Annotated in this window: 10 protein-coding genes and 3 pseudogenes; 9 read left to right on the top strand and 4 right to left on the bottom strand. The window is 66.5% G+C overall.

Annotated elements, in window-relative coordinates; all coding sequences use genetic code 11:
* The 3 genes from VP06_RS10880 to istB form a co-directional block, all read left to right on the top strand.
* Positions 1 to 1,083 (top strand): DUF4082 domain-containing protein (locus tag VP06_RS10880; protein WP_048463783.1); only part of this gene is annotated, 1,083 nt, incomplete at its 5' end.
* 564 nt (positions 1,084 to 1,647) lie between these two features.
* On the top strand, positions 1,648 to 3,186 hold the full coding sequence (gene istA / locus VP06_RS10875; RefSeq protein WP_048448275.1) for an IS21 family transposase: 1,539 nt from the start codon (positions 1,648 to 1,650) through the stop codon (positions 3,184 to 3,186).
* An 11-nt stretch (positions 3,187 to 3,197) separates the two neighbouring features.
* Positions 3,198 to 3,941, top strand: coding sequence for an IS21-like element helper ATPase IstB (istB, locus tag VP06_RS10870; protein WP_048448276.1), 744 nt, complete (start codon positions 3,198 to 3,200; stop codon positions 3,939 to 3,941).
* Positions 3,942 to 4,554: 613 nt separating this feature from the next.
* On the opposite strand, the pseudogene VP06_RS10865 reads toward istB, so the two are convergent.
* The 4 genes and pseudogenes from VP06_RS10865 to VP06_RS10845 all read right to left on the bottom strand — a co-directional run.
* Positions 4,555 to 5,446, bottom strand: a pseudogene (locus VP06_RS10865) (IS256 family transposase); the annotation flags it as partial.
* Between the two features lie 6 nt (positions 5,447 to 5,452).
* Positions 5,453 to 6,290 (bottom strand): IS5 family transposase gene (locus VP06_RS34815; RefSeq protein WP_156295545.1). Its coding sequence is split into 2 segments (ribosomal slippage): positions 5,453 to 5,932 and positions 5,934 to 6,290, totalling 837 coding nucleotides; the frame shifts between segments, so codons are not numbered across the junction.
* A gap of 53 nt (positions 6,291 to 6,343) precedes the next feature.
* A pseudogene (locus VP06_RS10850) lies at positions 6,344 to 7,502 on the bottom strand (IS630 family transposase).
* Between the two features lie 49 nt (positions 7,503 to 7,551).
* Positions 7,552 to 7,731 (bottom strand): annotated as a pseudogene (locus tag VP06_RS10845) (IS256 family transposase); the annotation flags it as partial.
* Positions 7,732 to 8,113: 382 nt separating this feature from the next.
* Between VP06_RS10845 and VP06_RS10840 the strand changes: the two are divergent.
* The 6 genes from VP06_RS10840 (at position 8,114) to VP06_RS34810 (ending at position 15,821) form a co-directional block, all read left to right on the top strand.
* The gene (locus VP06_RS10840) at positions 8,114 to 8,560 is read left to right on the top strand and encodes a hypothetical protein (protein WP_053081697.1); all 447 of its coding nucleotides are present in this window, start codon (positions 8,114 to 8,116) and stop codon (positions 8,558 to 8,560) included.
* 87 nt (positions 8,561 to 8,647) lie between these two features.
* A complete protein-coding gene (locus tag VP06_RS10835) occupies positions 8,648 to 10,399 on the top strand; it encodes an efflux RND transporter periplasmic adaptor subunit (protein WP_048463781.1) in 1,752 nt (583 codons plus the stop codon).
* Between the two features lie 13 nt (positions 10,400 to 10,412).
* Complete coding sequence (locus VP06_RS10830; protein ID WP_048463780.1) at positions 10,413 to 13,562, top strand: efflux RND transporter permease subunit; 3,150 nt, start codon at positions 10,413 to 10,415, stop codon at positions 13,560 to 13,562.
* A gap of 31 nt (positions 13,563 to 13,593) precedes the next feature.
* The gene (locus VP06_RS10825) at positions 13,594 to 13,962 is read left to right on the top strand and encodes a hypothetical protein (protein ID WP_048463779.1); all 369 of its coding nucleotides are present in this window, start codon (positions 13,594 to 13,596) and stop codon (positions 13,960 to 13,962) included.
* A 20-nt stretch (positions 13,963 to 13,982) separates the two neighbouring features.
* Positions 13,983 to 14,414, top strand: a complete 432-nt coding sequence (gene copM, locus VP06_RS10820; protein ID WP_048463778.1) for a CopM family metallochaperone — start codon at positions 13,983 to 13,985, stop codon at positions 14,412 to 14,414.
* A gap of 84 nt (positions 14,415 to 14,498) precedes the next feature.
* On the top strand, positions 14,499 to 15,821 hold the full coding sequence (locus VP06_RS34810) for a multidrug ABC transporter ATPase (RefSeq protein ID WP_197093181.1): 1,323 nt from the start codon (positions 14,499 to 14,501) through the stop codon (positions 15,819 to 15,821).
* Positions 15,822 to 15,869: the final 48 nt, after the last annotated feature.

Raw genomic sequence — 15,869 nt, 5'->3', positions numbered from 1 at the left:
ACCTTCACAGGTGAGACTGCGAGCGGCTGGCAGACCGCTACCTTCTCGAACCCGGTTAGCATCACCCCGGGGGCGACCTACACCGCCTCGTACCACACCAATGCCGGCCGCTACTCGACCACCGCCAACGGCTTCTCGAGCGCGGTGACGAACGGGCCGCTGACCGCTCCGTCCTCCGGCAATGGCGTCTACGCCTACGGCAGCTCCAGCTTGTTCCCGACCAACACCTACCAGAACACCAATTACTGGGTCGACGTCGTCTTCAACCCGAATAGCAGCGCTACCAACCAGGCGCCGAACGCAGTCAACGACACCGGCCCGGCGGTGACCCGCAACACCGCCGTCACCTTCGCGACCTCGACCTTGCTTGCCAACGACACCGACCCGAACGGCGACGCCCTGTCGATCACCAACGTGAGCGGGCCGACCAACGGAACCGTCTCGCTCAACACCACCAATGCGACAGTCACCTTCACGCCGACGACCGGCTACACGGGGCCGGCCAGCTTCACCTACGCGATCTCGGACGGGCGCGGCGGCACATCGTCCGCCAACGTCGCCCTCACTGTGTCGGCGCCCAGCACCAGCGCCTTCAGCTTGTTCTCGTCTTCCTCGACACCAGCGGCGACCAACACCAACGACCTCAACCCGGTCGAACTTGGGGTGAAGTTCCAGGCCTCCAGCGCCGGCTCGATCAGCGCGATCAAGTTCTACAAGGGCAGCCAGGATACGGGCACCCACACCGGCACGCTCTGGTCGAGCACCGGCCAGGCACTGGCGACCGCCACTTTCACGGGCGAGAGCGCAAGCGGCTGGCAGACCGCCACCTTCTCGAGCCCGGTGACGCTGACGCCCGGCGCCACCTACACCGCCTCCTACCACACCAATGCCGGCCGCTACTCGAACACCGCCAACGCCTTCGCGAACGCAGTGACGAGCGGGCCGCTGACCGCACCGGCGAGCGATACGTCGGGTGGCAACGGCGTCTTCGCTTACGGCAGCACCAGCCTGTTCCCGACTCAATCCTTCAACCGGTCCAACTACTGGGTCGACGTCGTCTTCAATCCCTCAGCTGCCGCCTAAAAAATCATCATCTCTTAGTTCTTATTTCCGAGTATATCTCATGATTTTGATGAGTATCATCAAATACATAGTTCACGGATTTATAACAAGAGGAGAGATCATATTCGTGAAATTCTGGTGACTGGAAGTGGACTGTATTGGCAAATGGTCACGCTCAGTCTGGAGGTCGACCCCCAATCCTCAAAAAATTCTTGCGTGGCCCACAGCCTGGACCGAATGGAGGCCGTTGTGGATGTCCTCAACCCGACGTGGCCGCTGCGACCCAAGAGGTTCCGAGCTTCGGCATGAGTCGCACGTAGACGAGCTCACTCATTAGTTCGACGAGGGTCTGCGTGACGACGACGGCGGGTAGAAGCGGAACCGCTCCCGGAACCGCTAACGCAAGCGGTTGCGGATTCCGAAGGAAGCCGGCCACCTCTTCCGAGACGAAGCCGGCCAGCGTTCCGATTTGATGCCGGCCACCTTTCCGAGATGAAGCCGGCCAGCCTGTAGCCGAAATCGGCGGCGGTTTTCCCGTGGGTCAGCAACCGCGGCAATCCTGTCCTCGACGACGAGGAGAGCGGAATGCCGGCCAGGAGAGAGCTGACCATGCGACAGATCAGACAGATGCTGCGGCTCGCCCACGACGGTGTGAGTTCGCGCGAGATCGGACGAACACTGGGCATTGCCCGCTCCACCGTGCAGGACAACCTCGCCAGGGCGAGCGCCGCCGGCGTGACCTGGCCGCTCGGCCCCGAGGTCAGCGACGCGATGCTGGAGCAGCGCCTGTTCGCCCGAGCCGGAGTGAAGCAGGGACTGCGTAGGCTGCCCGAACCGGACTGGCCGTCGCTGGTGCGGGAGATGCGCCGGCCCGGGGTCAACCTGACGGTGCTGTGGGAGGAGTACCGGGAGGCTCATCCGGAGGGCTACGGCTACTCTCGCTTCTGCGACCTCTACCGCGAGCTCGAGGGCCGTCTCACGCCGGTGATGCGCCAGCACCACGCGGCCGGTGACAAGATCTTCGTCGACTACTCCGGCAAGAAGATCGGGATCGTCGATCCTGCCACGGGCGTCGTACGCGAGGCCGAGATCTTCGTGGCAGTGCTCGGCGCGTCGAGCCTGACCTACGCCGAGGCAACCTGGACCCAGGCGTTGCCCGACTGGATCGGCGCCCACGTTCGCCTGTTCCGCTTCCTTGGCGGCGTTCCCCGCCTCGTCGTGCCCGACAACCTCAAGAGCGGGGTGCACAAGGCCTCGTTCTATGACCCGGAGATCAACCGCTCCTACGGCATGATGGCTGACCACTACGGTATCGGGATCCTGCCGGCGCGGCCCCGCAAGCCACGCGACAAGGCCAAAGTGGAAGCCGGCGTCCGCTTTGCCCAGAGCTACATCCTGGGACGGCTGCGCCGGCAGACGTTCTTCTCACTGGCCGAATGCAACGCCGCAATTGCCGAGATGGTGGAGCGCATCAACGCTCATCTCATGCGCCGGCTCGGGACCACGCGTCGCGCCCTGTTCGAGGCGATCGAGCGGGCAACTCTGCGTCCGCTGCCGGAGGAGGACTACATCTTCGCCGAGTGGCGGCTGGCCCGGGTCAACCTCGACTACCACATCGAGGCGGGCGGGTTCCTGTACTCGGTGCCCCATGCCCTGATCCGCGAGCAGGTCGACGTCCGCCTCACGGCGCACACGGTCGAGGTGTTCCACCGCGGTCAGCGCGTCGCCGCTCACGAACGTCGTTACGGCGGCCGGCGCCACGGGACCGATCCCGCGCACATGCCCAGCGCGCATCGGCGCTACGCCGAGTGGAGCCCCGAGCGCTTCCGGCGCTGGGCACGCAGCATCGGACCGGAGACCGAAGGGCTGGTCATCGCCGTCCTCCATGATCGGCCGCATCCCGAACAGGGCTTCCGCACCTGCCTCGGCATCCTGCGCCTCTATCGCGGGCTCGCCCCTGGCCGGGCGGAGGCCGCTTCGGCTCGGGCCGTGGCCATCGGGGCGCTCACCTACGCGAGCATTGCCTCGATCCTGGCCAACGGTCTGGAGCGCGCCGCAGCGCCTCCCGAGCCAGCCCCGGTGCTGCTCCATCCCAACCTGCGCGGCCCGCGCTACTTCCAGTGACGGAGACGATGATGCTGACCCATCCCACTCTCGATCTCCTGCACGACCTCGGCCTGAGCGGCATGGCGGCGGGGTTCAAGACGCTCGAGGCCAACCCGGAGGCCAGTGCGCTCGACCACGCCGAGTGGCTCGGTTTGCTGCTCGAGCACGAGGCGACGGCGCGCCGCCAGAAGCGCTTCGAGACCCGCGCCCGTGCGGCCCGCCTGCGTCACCCCGCAAGCATCGAGGACGTCGACTACCGCAGCCATCGCGGCCTGGATCGGGCCCTGTTCCTCAGGCTCGCCACCGGCGACTGGATCCGAACCCGGCGCAACCTCGTCATCACCGGCCCGTGCGGCCTCGGCAAAAGCTGGCTGGCTTGCGCGCTCGGGCACAAGGCCTGTCGAGACGACTTCTCGGTCCTGTACTACCGGGTCCCGCGCCTGTTTGCGGCGCTCGGCCTTGCCCGTGGCGACGGCCGCTACGGCCGGCTGCTGCGTCAGATCGCCAAGGTGAACCTGCTGATCCTCGACGATTGGGGACCCGAGCCGCTCCTGCCCGAGCAAGCCCGCGACCTCCTGGAGATCGTCGAGGATCGCTACGACGCCGGCTCGACCTTGATCACCAGCCAGGTGCCGGTGGACCGCTGGTACGAGATCATCGGCATCCCGACACTGGCTGACGCCGTTCTCGACCGGCTCGTCCACAACGCTAATCGCATCGAGCTGGCCGGCGAGAGCCTGCGCAAGCGCAAGGCTGCCGAGCCCGCCGCTTGACCCGTTGACCCAACCTCGTGATCTTCCTCTCTGACCCGTGGGAGCACCCCGTCACCGGCCGCCTTCAGATCGGGCCGGTGGCCGGCTTCGCTTTGGAGTGATGGCCGGCATCAGATCGGAACACCCGGCCGGCTTCGTCGGAATACGCAGTCCGGATCTCCAGTCCAGAACCTGGACGAAGCTTCGGAGAGAGGGTCAGGCCGCCCGGCGGCTATGTGCCTTGCCTCGGCGCGAAACCCCGAGGCCCTTGCGGGCTTCGCACTTGAGGCCATGGCTATGCCAGCCCTCAGCAGGAGCCTGTTGCCAGCCATGATGGCAGCCGTGGGCCGCAGCAGGGCCGATCCACAGAACCGCCAACAGGCCAATCGAAACAGCAAGGGTGCGCATGAGGAGAAATCCTTCCAGGCGGTGGAGATTGGGCGTTAGAGCCGGCCGGCTAGGGTCAGCCGCATGGTTGTCGGCTCGGCCGGGTCAAATTGCCACTCGGCTACGCCGGAGGCCACCTGTTTCAGGGGCCGTAGCGGATATAGCCGACGGCTGTGCGATTAGCTGGTCAGCACACGAAACAGCGAGCCCCGCCGGCTGGGTGGCCTGACGGGGCGCGAGGCCGATATGCGAACTCGCTCTTGATCGGGTTCGTCGTTCGCAGATGGTTCCGATGCTCCGCCGGCATGTCGTAGAATGCAGGCAGAGCTTCCTTGTCCTTCGTCAGGCGTTCACTCGCACGGGCATACCTCACCCCGTACTTCTCCACGAACACGTCGATCGACACCTCGGCTTGCGCCCGCGTCGACGCGCCGGAGATCTGCCTTCATCGCCGATTGCACAGACTTCGGGACCTTGTTGAGGACGTTGGCCGTCTTGTGCTGCCAGCAGCGCTGGCGGCGCGTGCCGGGGAAAACCTCGTCCAGCGCCTTCCAGAAGCCCAGAGCCCCGTCTCCAACAGCCAGCGTCGGCGCCACTGATAACCCGCGCTGCTTCACGTCGACCAACAGTTCCCGCCAGCTCTGCGCACTATCGCGCACCCCGACCTGAAAACCGACCAACTCCTTCCTACCCTCCGGCGTGGTGCCGATCAGGACCAGCATGCACTCGGCCTGCTCATCCATTCGCGCCTGCAGGTAGACCCCGTCGGCCCAGACGTAGACGTAGCGGCGCGCCGAGAGATCGCGCGCCTGCCAGCGGGTGTACTCGTCGGCCCACGTCGCAGTCAGCCGCGTCACGATCGCTGGCGACAGGTTCGGGGCACCCTTGCCCAGGAGGGCTGCGAGCGCCTCCTGGAAGTCGCCCGTCGAGATCCCGCGTAGGTACAGGACCGGCAGCAACGCATCCAGGCTGCGGCTGCGCCGCGCCCAGCGCGGCAGCAGGGCCGAGGAGAACCGGATCCGCTCATCGGGGCTCGTCGCCCCACGATCGCGGATGCGCACCCGCGCCACTGGCACCGGGCCGATGCCGGTCTGGATCACGCGTTCGGGACCATGCCCGTGGCGGACTAGGGCGTCTCTGCAAACTCAGGTGAGCCAGAGCATGGTCATGCCGAGGGTGACCATGGCGAGGTAGTTGGTGGCGCGCTTCTCGTAGCGGGTGGCGATGCGGCGATACTGCTTGAGCCGGTTGATCAGCCGCTCGACCTTGTTGCGCTCCCGATAGGCGGCCTTGTCGAAGTCGGGCTGACGCGGCTGGTCCTTGCGGGTCGGGATCACCGGCTCGACCCGCCGCTGCCTGAGCCGGCGGCGGGCGGGTGGGCTGGAGTAGCCCCGGTCTCCCGCCGCCCGGCGCGGACGCAGGCGGGGACGGCCACGCCCCGGCCGCCGCACCGCGCCCTTGTCCATCAGCGCGTCCAGCGCAAACTGCTCGTGCCGCTCGCCGGCCGTCAGGACAGCCGCCATCGGCTTGCCCCCGCCCTCGGCACGCAGATGCAGCTTGGTCGAGAACCCGCCCTGGCTGCGCCCGAGCGCCTCGCCCACACCCTCGACCGTCCCCTCACCCCCCGATGGCGCCGGACCGGCGCGCACCGGCGGCGTGCTGGTGGGCGCGCACCACCGTCGCGTCCACGAAGTGCAGGTCCCAGTCGAGGTCGCCGCGGGCATCCGCCTTCGCCTGCAGGCGCTGCAGCACCCGGTCGAACACGCCGGCCTTGCGCCAGCGGTAGAACCGGCTCGAAACGGTCCCGACCGCCCCGTAGCGCGCCGGCAGGTCCTCCCAGGGCGCGCCCGTGCGCAAGATCCAGAGCATGCCGTTGAGCACCTGGCGGTGATCCACCGCAGGACGGCCGGTTCGCGGCTTCTGCGGCGGCAGCAGGGGGGCGATCTGCTCCCACTGCGCGTCAGTCAGTTCAAAGCGTCGCATTCCAACCACATGGGCGCTCACCCCGCCCATGTGAAACCCTTTGCAGAGACGCCCTAGTGTCCTGCATCTGAAGTTCGTGGCAAAGGCGTTGTCTCTGGCTCAGCTTTGAGTGCTCTCAGGCAGAAGCGTTTGACGCTGGCGAGGATGGCGTCGGCCGACTTCACCCACCGGAACGGTTTCGGATCGGCATTCGTGGCCTCGATGAAGGCGCGAATATCGCGTTCAAGCTCGTCCACCGAGCAATGAACGCCACGCCGGATCGCTCGCTCCGTCAAAAGGCCGAACCACCGCTCGACCTGGTTGATCCATGAAGCAGGGGTCGGCGTGAAGTGCACGTGATAGTGCGGGCGCCTCGCCAGCCAATCGCGGATCAACTTGGTCTTGTGCGTCGCCGAGTTGTCGAGCACCAGATGCACGTCGAGGTCGGCCGGCACTGCCGCCTCGATCTCATCCAGGAAGCAGCGGAACTCGCTGGCGCGGTGACGCGGATAGCACTGCCCGATCACCGTCCCGGCCTTCACGTCGAGAGCGGCAAACAAGCTGGTGGTGCCGTGCCGGGCATAGTCGTGGGTGCGCCGCTCCACCTGTCCGGGCCGGAGCGGCAGCAGCGGCTGCGTGCGATCGAGCGCCTGAACCTGGGACTTCTCGTCCACGCACAGTACCAGGGCGCGGGCGGGCGGAGCCAGATAGAGCCCGACGATGAGGGAGCCCATCGAACGAGTTCGATGGGAGCCCGTCGCGCACCTTCTCGGCAAACAGCGGATCGGTTGAGAGCTTGAAGGTCTCGGACCGGTGCGGCTGCAGGCCAAACGCGCGCCAGACGCGCCCGACCGTCGCGCCCGACACCCCGCTGGCCTTGGCCATGCTGCGCTGGCTCCAGTGAGTGGCACCCTGGGGCCGCTCGCAGAGCGTGCGGTCGATCAACTCGGCAACTTGCTCGTCGCCGATCCGGCGCGGGGCTCCCGAACGAGGTTCATCCAGCAGGCCATCCGTGCGTTCGCGGGCAAACCGCTCGCGCCACTTGCCGACCGTGTGCTTGCCGGTGCTCAGTTCCGCTGCGATGGCCGTATTGCTCCGTCCATCGGAGGCCAGAAGCACGATGCGGGCACGCAGGGCGAGACCCTGGGCTGTCTTGCGGCGGCGGGCCCAGCTCTCAAGCTCAGCTCGTTCCTCGGCGCTCAGGTCAAGAGGTGTGGGTACACGGTAGGCCATCGGCGCCTCCCAACAGACCCACACTTTGCCACGAACTTCAGACGCAGGACACTAGGCGGGCGCGGCCGTCCGGCAGCCGCAGATCCTGCATGGCGGTCAGGAAGGCCTCGGCCTCGAACTCGACCGCCTGAGCCAGCAGCCGGCGGGCGCGAGCCCGCAGCACCTCGGTCAGGGGATCGTCGATCTCCTCAGCCTGGCGAAGCCGCACGATGTTGGTAGGGCTGTCCATGGCGTATCGCTCTCAACGAGAGGTCCTGGCAGGCTCGACACCCGCCTCGATACGCCGCCTTCACCCAAACCGCGTCACCCATTCTCCCGCATAGCTCCTGCGATCGAGAGACGGTTCCCGCGTGAGTGATGGGTCATTACATTCTGCGACAACAAAGGTGGATTCGGTTTCGAACGGCTTTGACATGGGCTGGGCTGTTGGCGGATTTGATGCAGTCTGTGCGTCTACGCCGTCGCATGGATCGAGTTCGCATGAGGGAGGCGCATGGAGAACCGGCATCCGCTTGCGACCTGCAGATCTCGAAACCATATCGCGCCACGCGAGTTGGGATCGCACCCGCAAAAGTGTTTTCGGGCATGGATGATCGTGGTAGTTTGACCGTATGACCCTGCCGTCGCCCCTCGCGCGCCTGCTGGCCGTGGTGATCGTGATGATTGCCGCGGTGTTTGGCGCGTCGGCGGCGCAAGCGCATGAGGGCCATGCCCACCATGCGCCGGCCGCGGTGACGGCCAAGCCTGTTGCTACGCCCCCAGTAGCCCGGCCGGCCGAGGCTGTTGCTGCAGTAACGGCCAAGGCGATCCAGGTGCCGCTGACGGTGGACGCCCGGACGCCACGCGCCAAGGTGGCCCAAGCCCCGGCCGAACGCCCCTGCAACGGGAGCTGCTGCTCCAGAAGTGCCTCCTGCTGCGTGCCTGGCGCAGTGCTGTCGGCCACTACAGCCACGCTACCGACCCTGGTCCTGGCGGCCCGCATGCACGCGACCACCGAGCCGTTCCTGGCCGGCATCGCCCGCGAAGCCCTGCCCAAACCCCCTCGATCCTTCGCCTGAACCCGGCGTTCCTACGCGCCTGACGCTGCTCCTATGAGCCGCTGCGCGTGCGCGGACGCCTTGCGTCCACCGGCGAAAGATTGATCCATGAGTTCCCTGATGACGGCTGCGCTGCGTGCGCTGGCCGTGACGCTGGCCCTGCTTGGTGCAGGCTCCGCATTGGCCCACGAAGGGCATGACCACGGCGCTGCGCCGCCCCCGGTCACCAAATCCATTGCGCCGCGTGGCGAGGCCGCTTCGGCCGCGTTCGAGCTGGTCGCCGTGCCACGCGAAGGCACGCTGACACTGTACCTCGACCGCTTCCAGACCGGCGCGCCGATCGCGAACGCGACCCTGACGGTTGAAACCCCCACCGGTCCGGTGACCGCCCAGGCGGCCGAACCGGGCATCTACCGCCTGCCCGCACCCTGGCTCAGCAAGCCTGGCCATCACGACCTGCTGGTCACGGTCACCGCCGGCAGCGACCTCGATGTGCTGCCGGTCGCGCTCGACCTGTCTGACCCGGCTGCCGCAGCGCCTGCGTCGGTTCCTGCCACCCAGGCGATCAGTGCGACGGTTACTCAGGCCCTGCCAGCCCTGACCCACGACCTCAAGACGCGCGTCAGCCAGGCCGATCCGGTATTGCTGACCGTCGCTGGTGGCAGCTTCCTGTTGGGCCTGCTGGTCATGCTGGCACTCCGCGGCGGGCGCCGCGTGCCGGTCGTCGCCGCGCTGGCGATCACCGCCACGCTGCTGCTCAGCGCCACGGCCTTCGCCCACGGTGGCGAGGACCACGGCGCCGACGAGAAACCCGTTCAGGGCGCTGCGCTGGTCCAGCCCGCGCCCGGCGCCGCGCCAACCGACCTGGCCCAGCGCCTGCCCGATGGCAGCGTGTTCGTGCCCAAGCCGACCCAGCATCTGCTCGGCTTGCGCACGGTGATGACCGAGGTCGGCACCTTCCACCGGACGATCGGCCTGCCCGGGCGGATCATTCCCAACCCGAACGCCAGTGGCGTGGTACAGTCGTCGGTCGGCGGCCGGCTGTCGCCGCCGCCCTCGGGACAGTTTCCCAGGCTCGGCACCCCGGTGACCAAGGGCGATGTGCTTGCCTACGTCACCCCGCCGGTGGCGCGCGTCGACATCTCCGACATGCGTCAGACCCAGGGCCAGCTCGACCAGCAGATCGCCACTGTGCAGCGCCGGGTCGAGCGCTACGCCAAACTGGCCACCACCGGCGCGGTCGCGCAGGTGCAACTGGACGAGGCCCAGGACGAGCTGAAGGGCCTCAAGGACCGCCGCGCCGCCCTCGATAAGATCCGCATGGAGCCAGAGGCACTGGTCGCTCCGGTCAGCGGCGTGATCGCCGAGGCCTCGGCCATCGCCGGCCAGATGGCCGCGGCCGGCCAGATGGTCTTCCAGATCGTCGACCCCAAGACCCTCTGGGTCGAGGCCCTGAGCTTCGACGCCCTCGGCGGTGCCGAGAACGCCACCGCGCGCCTGGCCGACGGCCGCACCCTGGCGCTGACCTACCGCGGCTCCGGCTTAGCCGACCGCAACCAGGCCATCCCGGTGCAGTTCGCGATCAGCGGCGACACCAACGGGCTGCGAGTTGGCCAGTTCGTCACCGTCCAGGCTGCCACCAACACCGAGCTGCAGGGCCTGGCCCTGCCGCGTGCCGCGGTCGTGCGCACTGGCAACGGCCAGGACGTCGTCTACGAGCACACCAGCGCTGAACGCTACGCCGCCCGCCAAGTCCGCGTGACCCCGCTCGACGGCAACCGGGTGCTGGTCGCTGTGGGGATCGGCGCTGGCAAGCGCGTGGTGACCCAGGGCGCCGAGCTGCTGGATCAGGTGCGCTGAGGAGGGCCGGCCGATGTTCACCTTCCTCGTCAGCCAATCGCTGAAAAACCGCCTGCTGGTGCTCGCGATCGCCGCCGTGCTGGTCCTCTACGGAGCGTTCACGGTCACTAAGCTGCCGGTCGACGTCTTTCCTGACCTCAACCGGCCGACCGTGACCATCATGAGCGAGGCCGAGGGCTACGCCCCGCCCGAGGTCGAGCAACTGGTTACCTACCCGATCGAAACCCGCATGAACGGGCTGCCCGGCGTCAGCCGCGTACGCTCGGTTTCCGGCGTCGGCCTGTCGATCACCTACGTCGAGTTCGACTGGGGCACCGACATCTACCGCAACCGACAGCAGGTCGCCGAGCGGCTGAGCCTAGTCCAGGACCAACTGCCGCGCGGGGTCACCCCGGTGATGGGGCCGATCTCCTCGATTATGGGGCAGATCCTGCTGGTCGCGGTGACCAGCGACACCGCCACGCCGATGCAGGTCCGCGAGGCGGCCGACTTCGTGATCCGCCCGCGCCTGCTGACCATCCCCGGCGTTGCCCAGGTCATTCCGATCGGTGGCGAGGTGCGTCAGTTCCGAGTCGCCCCTAATCCGGCGGCGATGCGCGCGCTCGGCGTGACCAACGCCCAGCTGGAGGCGGCCCTGCAGCAGTTCGGCACCAATGCCGGCGGCGGGTTCACCGACCAGTATTCGCGCGAGTACCTGATCCGCAACATCGCCCGCACCCTCGACCTGGACGACCTGCGCAACGTCGTCATCGCGACCGTCAACAACGCCCCGGTCTACTTGCGCCAGGTTGCCGAGGTCTCATTCGGCGCCAAGGTCAAGCGCGGCGATGCCGGGTACCAGGGCAAGCCGGCGGTGATCGTCTCGGTCGAAAAGCAGCCCGACGTCGACACCGTCAAGCTGACCCGCCAGGTCGAGCAGGCCCTGGGCGAGATCACCCAGACCCTGCCGGATGGCATCAAGGCCGACCAGATCTTGTTCCGCCAGGCTAACTTTATCGAAACCTCGATCGCCAACGTCGAGCGAGTGCTGCTGGAGGCCGTCGTGGTGGTCGCCGCGGTGCTGTTCCTCTTTCTGCTCAACGTGCGCACCACCGCGATCTCGCTTTTGGCGATCCCGGTGTCGATCCTGACCACCGCGGTGGTGTTCCACCTCTTTGGACTGTCGATCAACACGATGACCCTCGGCGGCCTCGCCATCGCGATCGGCGAGCTGGTCGATGACGCCGTGGTCGACGTCGAAAACATCTTCCGGCGGCTCGGCGAGAACCGGAGGGCCGGCAACCTCAAAAGCGTCTTCCAGGTGGTGGTGGAAGCCTCCAACGAGGTGCGCTCCGGCATCGTCTACGCGACGATGATCATCATCCTGGTGTTCGTGCCGCTGTTCGCCCTGTCGGGCATTGAGGGCCGGCTGTTTGCGCCCCTGGGGCAGGCCTACATCATCTCGATCCTGGCCAGCCTGTTCACCTCGATCACGCTGACGCCGGTGCTGGCCTCCTGGCTGCTGCCGGGCCTCAAGAACCTCGAGGAGCACGACAGCCGCTTTCTCAAGGTGCTCAAGCGCGGCAACGCCCGTCTGCTGGTGGTCGCTTTCCGCCATCAGCGCCTGCTGGTCGGTGCGATAGCGCTGGCCGTGCTCGGCGCCGGCATCGCCGCTTGGCAGCTGCCGCGGGCGTTTCTGCCGCCGTTCAACGAGGGCAGCTTCACCGTCAACATGACCTTCAACCCGGGGATCTCGCTGGCCGAGAGCAACCGGGTCGGGCTAATCGCCGAGGGTTTGCTGCGGCAGATCCCCGAGGTGGCAGCGGTCGGTCGGCGTACCGGCCGGGCTGAACTCGACGAGCACGCCGAGGGGGTGCATTCCTCCGATCTGGAAGTCGAGCTCAAGAAGGGTGGCCGACCCAAGGAGGCCCTTGTGGCCGACATCCGACAGCGCCTGGCGGTGCTGCCGGTGTCGGTCAACGTCGGCCAACCGATCTCGCACCGCCTCGATCACATGCTGTCGGGAGTGCGCGCCGAGATCGCGCTGAAGATCTACGGCGAGGACCTGGACGCACTCCGGCGCATCGCGGGCAGCCTGCGCGAGCGGTTTGCCAGTATCCCGGGCCTGACCGATCTGCAGGTGGAAAAGCAGGTGCGCATCCCGCAGCTGGAGATCCGCGTCGACTACACCCGGGCGGCGCTCTACGGCGTGCAGCCGGCCGCGGTGGTCGACCAGATCAGCCGGCTGTCCAACGGCCGTGTGGTGTCGACCGTGGTCGACGGCGTGCGGCGCTTCGACGTGCTGATCCGACTGCCAGAGGACCAGCGCACCACCGAAGGGCTCGGGGATCTTCTCCTGGAAACCCCCTCCGGTTGGGTGCCGGCGCGCCAGGTCGCCGACATCCGCGAGACCGATGGCCCCAACCAGATCCTGCGCGAGAACACCCGGCGCCGCATCGTGGTGCAGGCCAACACCAACGGCGACAGCGACATGACCACCATCGTGGCGGCCATGCGCCAGGCGATCGCCCAGGAAAAGCTACCACCGGGGGTCTTCACCAGCCTGGAGGGTACGTTCCAGGCGCAGGAGGACGCTACGCGGACAATCGCAGCCCTGTCGGCGCTGTCCCTCGCCCTGGTGTTCGCGCTGCTCTACAGCCGCTACCGCTCGGCCGCGCTGGCGCTGATCATCATGGGCAACGTGCCCCTGGCGCTGATCGGCAGCGTCGCGGCGCTGTGGCTGGTCGGCCAGCCGCTCAGCGTAGCCTCGATGATCGGGTTCATCACGCTGACCGGCATCGCCGCGCGTAACGGCATCCTGAAGATCAGCCACTACCTCAACCTGGCGCTGCACGAGGGGGTGCCGTTCGGGCCGGACCTGGTCGTACGCGGCAGCCTGGAGCGGCTGACCCCGGTGCTGATGACGGCCCTGTCGGCCGGGGTCGCGCTGGTACCGCTGCTCTACGACGCCGCCTCGCCGGGCAAGGAGATCCTGCACCCGGTCGCGGTGACGATCTTCGGCGGCCTGATCAGCGCCACGCTACTCGACACGTTCCTCACGCCGATCCTGTTCCTCAGGTTCGGCCGGACGCCACTGGCCCGGCTGCAGGCTGCGCAGGACGAGGCTCATGCGGCCCATTCCGCCACGCCCGGCTCGCACCCGCCGCCGCGGGAGGCGTTCTGAGCCCCTCGAGCCAACCAAGAAAGGAACCCCCATGATCCCCTGGAGAGCCGCCCTGTTCAGCGGCCTGCTGCTGGCCGCCGCCCCGGTCTGTGCCCACGAAACCGCCGGGAAAAACGGTGGGCGGGTGACCGATGCCGGCAAGTACCACGTTGAACTCGTCGCCAAGGGCCAGACGGTCGACGTCTACCTGCTCGACGGCAGCGAGAAGCCCCTGCCTGCGAGCGGGTTCAAGGCCAGCGCCATTCTGATCGAAGGCGGCAAGCCGGCCCGCGTGGCGCTGACGCCCGTCGACGGCAACCGCCTGACCGGCACCTCCGAGGTTCCGCTGAGCACCGCCCCCAAGGGCGCCGTTCAGCTGACAGCTCCCGATGGCACGACCGCCAGCGGGAAATTCAACTAACCCAGCAAGAAAGTACGCCCATGACCACCATCCGCACCCTGATGAGCGCCGCCCTGCTGGTGACCGGCCTGACCGGCGCCGCCCTGGCGCAGAGCGCCCACAGCCACAGCGACCACATGGCCAAGCCCGGCGCCGGGTCGGACATGCAGGCCGACATGCAGAAGATGATGGCCGACATGATGCCCAAGCCGGGCGATGCGCCGTCGACCAAGGACTTCAAGCAGGCCGACATGGCGATGATGCACAACATGCACGTCGCTTACACAGGCAACCCCGACGTCGATTTCCGCACGCACATGATCCCGCACCACCAGGGCGCGATCGACATGGCCAAGGTGGCACTGAAGCACGCGAAGGACCCGGCCACCAAGCAGATGGCCCAGAAGATCATCGACGATCAGGAAAAGGAGATCGCCGAGATGCAGGACTGGCTTAAGAATAACGGAAAGTAAAACTGGGAGCCCGCTTCGGCGGGCTCCCTATGTCAAGAGGCAGAAAACATCAAAATAAGATCATATCATGAAGTGAGACGACCTTTGTTTGCTCCAGCCTGGCTCCACGATCTGGTTCATCGCATCGCCGGTCTTGATTATCCACACGATCACTGGTGGTTGGATCTCATGGCGGCGCTGGTGTTTGTCGTCGCACCCACGTGGACAGTGTGGCTGCTGATGCGCTTCGGCCTGCGCACATTGAGGCTGCTGCGTCGTGGTGCGTGGCGCGCGTTCTCGCTTCGTGCAGGCGCATCGCCTCAACCCATTGCTGTCGCACATGGTGCCCATGGCAAAGGCCTTGAGCGCTATGTGCTCGAGGCGACGTGCCGATTCCAGTTTCGCCTCATCTTTCTTTCACTGCTGACGCTGCCAGCGGCGTGGTTCCTGCTGGAGATACCCAAGCACATCATCAACCACGCCCTGACCGACGCCAACGGCGACGGCTATGCACAGATGACAATCTTGGGGTCCCGTGTCGGTCGTCTAGACCTTCTGCTGCTTCTGTGCTGTGGCTACCTCGGTGTTCTGACGGTCAGCTTCTTGCTAAAGCTACAAGTCAATCGCGCGCGCGGCCGCGTGAACGAACGTCTTGTGCGCCGCCTCCGCCTAGCCGTCCTTAAGCGTGCGCAGGGGGAACTGACACCAAGTGGACGCGCGACGCTGTCCACAGTCGCCATGCACGAGGTCGAGCCGGTCGGCTATTTCGGCAGTGCCCTCGTCGCAGTGCCGGTTGTGCAAGGCGGCGCCCTGGCGACCAGCATCTTGTTCCTATTTCTCCAGAACGCCGCACTGGCCCTTGCCGCCCTCATCATGCTGCCAGTGCAGGTAGTCCTTCTGCCGCGTCTGCAGCGACGCCTGAATGCCAAGGTGCGTGAACGGGTTCATGCGACGCGGGCGCTCGGAGGGTCACTCACCGCAGCCGATCATATTTCCACAAGTCCAGAACCCTCAACCTTCAAAGGCGACCGGGTATCTTCGGCTTTGAGAAAGCGAATGCGGCAGGTCGAGGTTCTCGAGCGGGTCCGCATTGAGATCAACGATCTCAAAGGGTTGCTGAAGGGTCTCTACAATTTTACATCGAACCTAACGCCGTTCTTCTTTTTCTCGATTGGCGGTTATCTAGTCGTCCAGGGCCGCCTTTCGCTTGGAGCGCTCGTTGCGGCTTTAGCGGCTTACAAAGAAATCGCGCCAGCCTTGCGAGAGTTGTTCGACTTCGCCCAGAGCTGGTCCGATGCGCGGTCACGCTTCTCGGAAGTCATCCATGTAATCAGGCCTTTTGGAAACACAAGCTATACCGAAGGAGAACCTTCGGCCTCATTGTTATTGAGCCGCGGCAAGCTCCACAGTCCAGCCCGTACAGCCTGACATGGAGCCGTGGAAATCTTTCTGAACCGGAGGCGCATTTGATCATTA

Source organism: Methylobacterium aquaticum, from assembly GCF_001043915.1.
Taxonomy (GTDB): domain Bacteria; phylum Pseudomonadota; class Alphaproteobacteria; order Rhizobiales; family Beijerinckiaceae; genus Methylobacterium; species Methylobacterium aquaticum.
The sequence above is the reverse complement of the archived record's forward strand: the minus strand, read 5'-3'. Positions and strand labels throughout refer to the sequence as shown.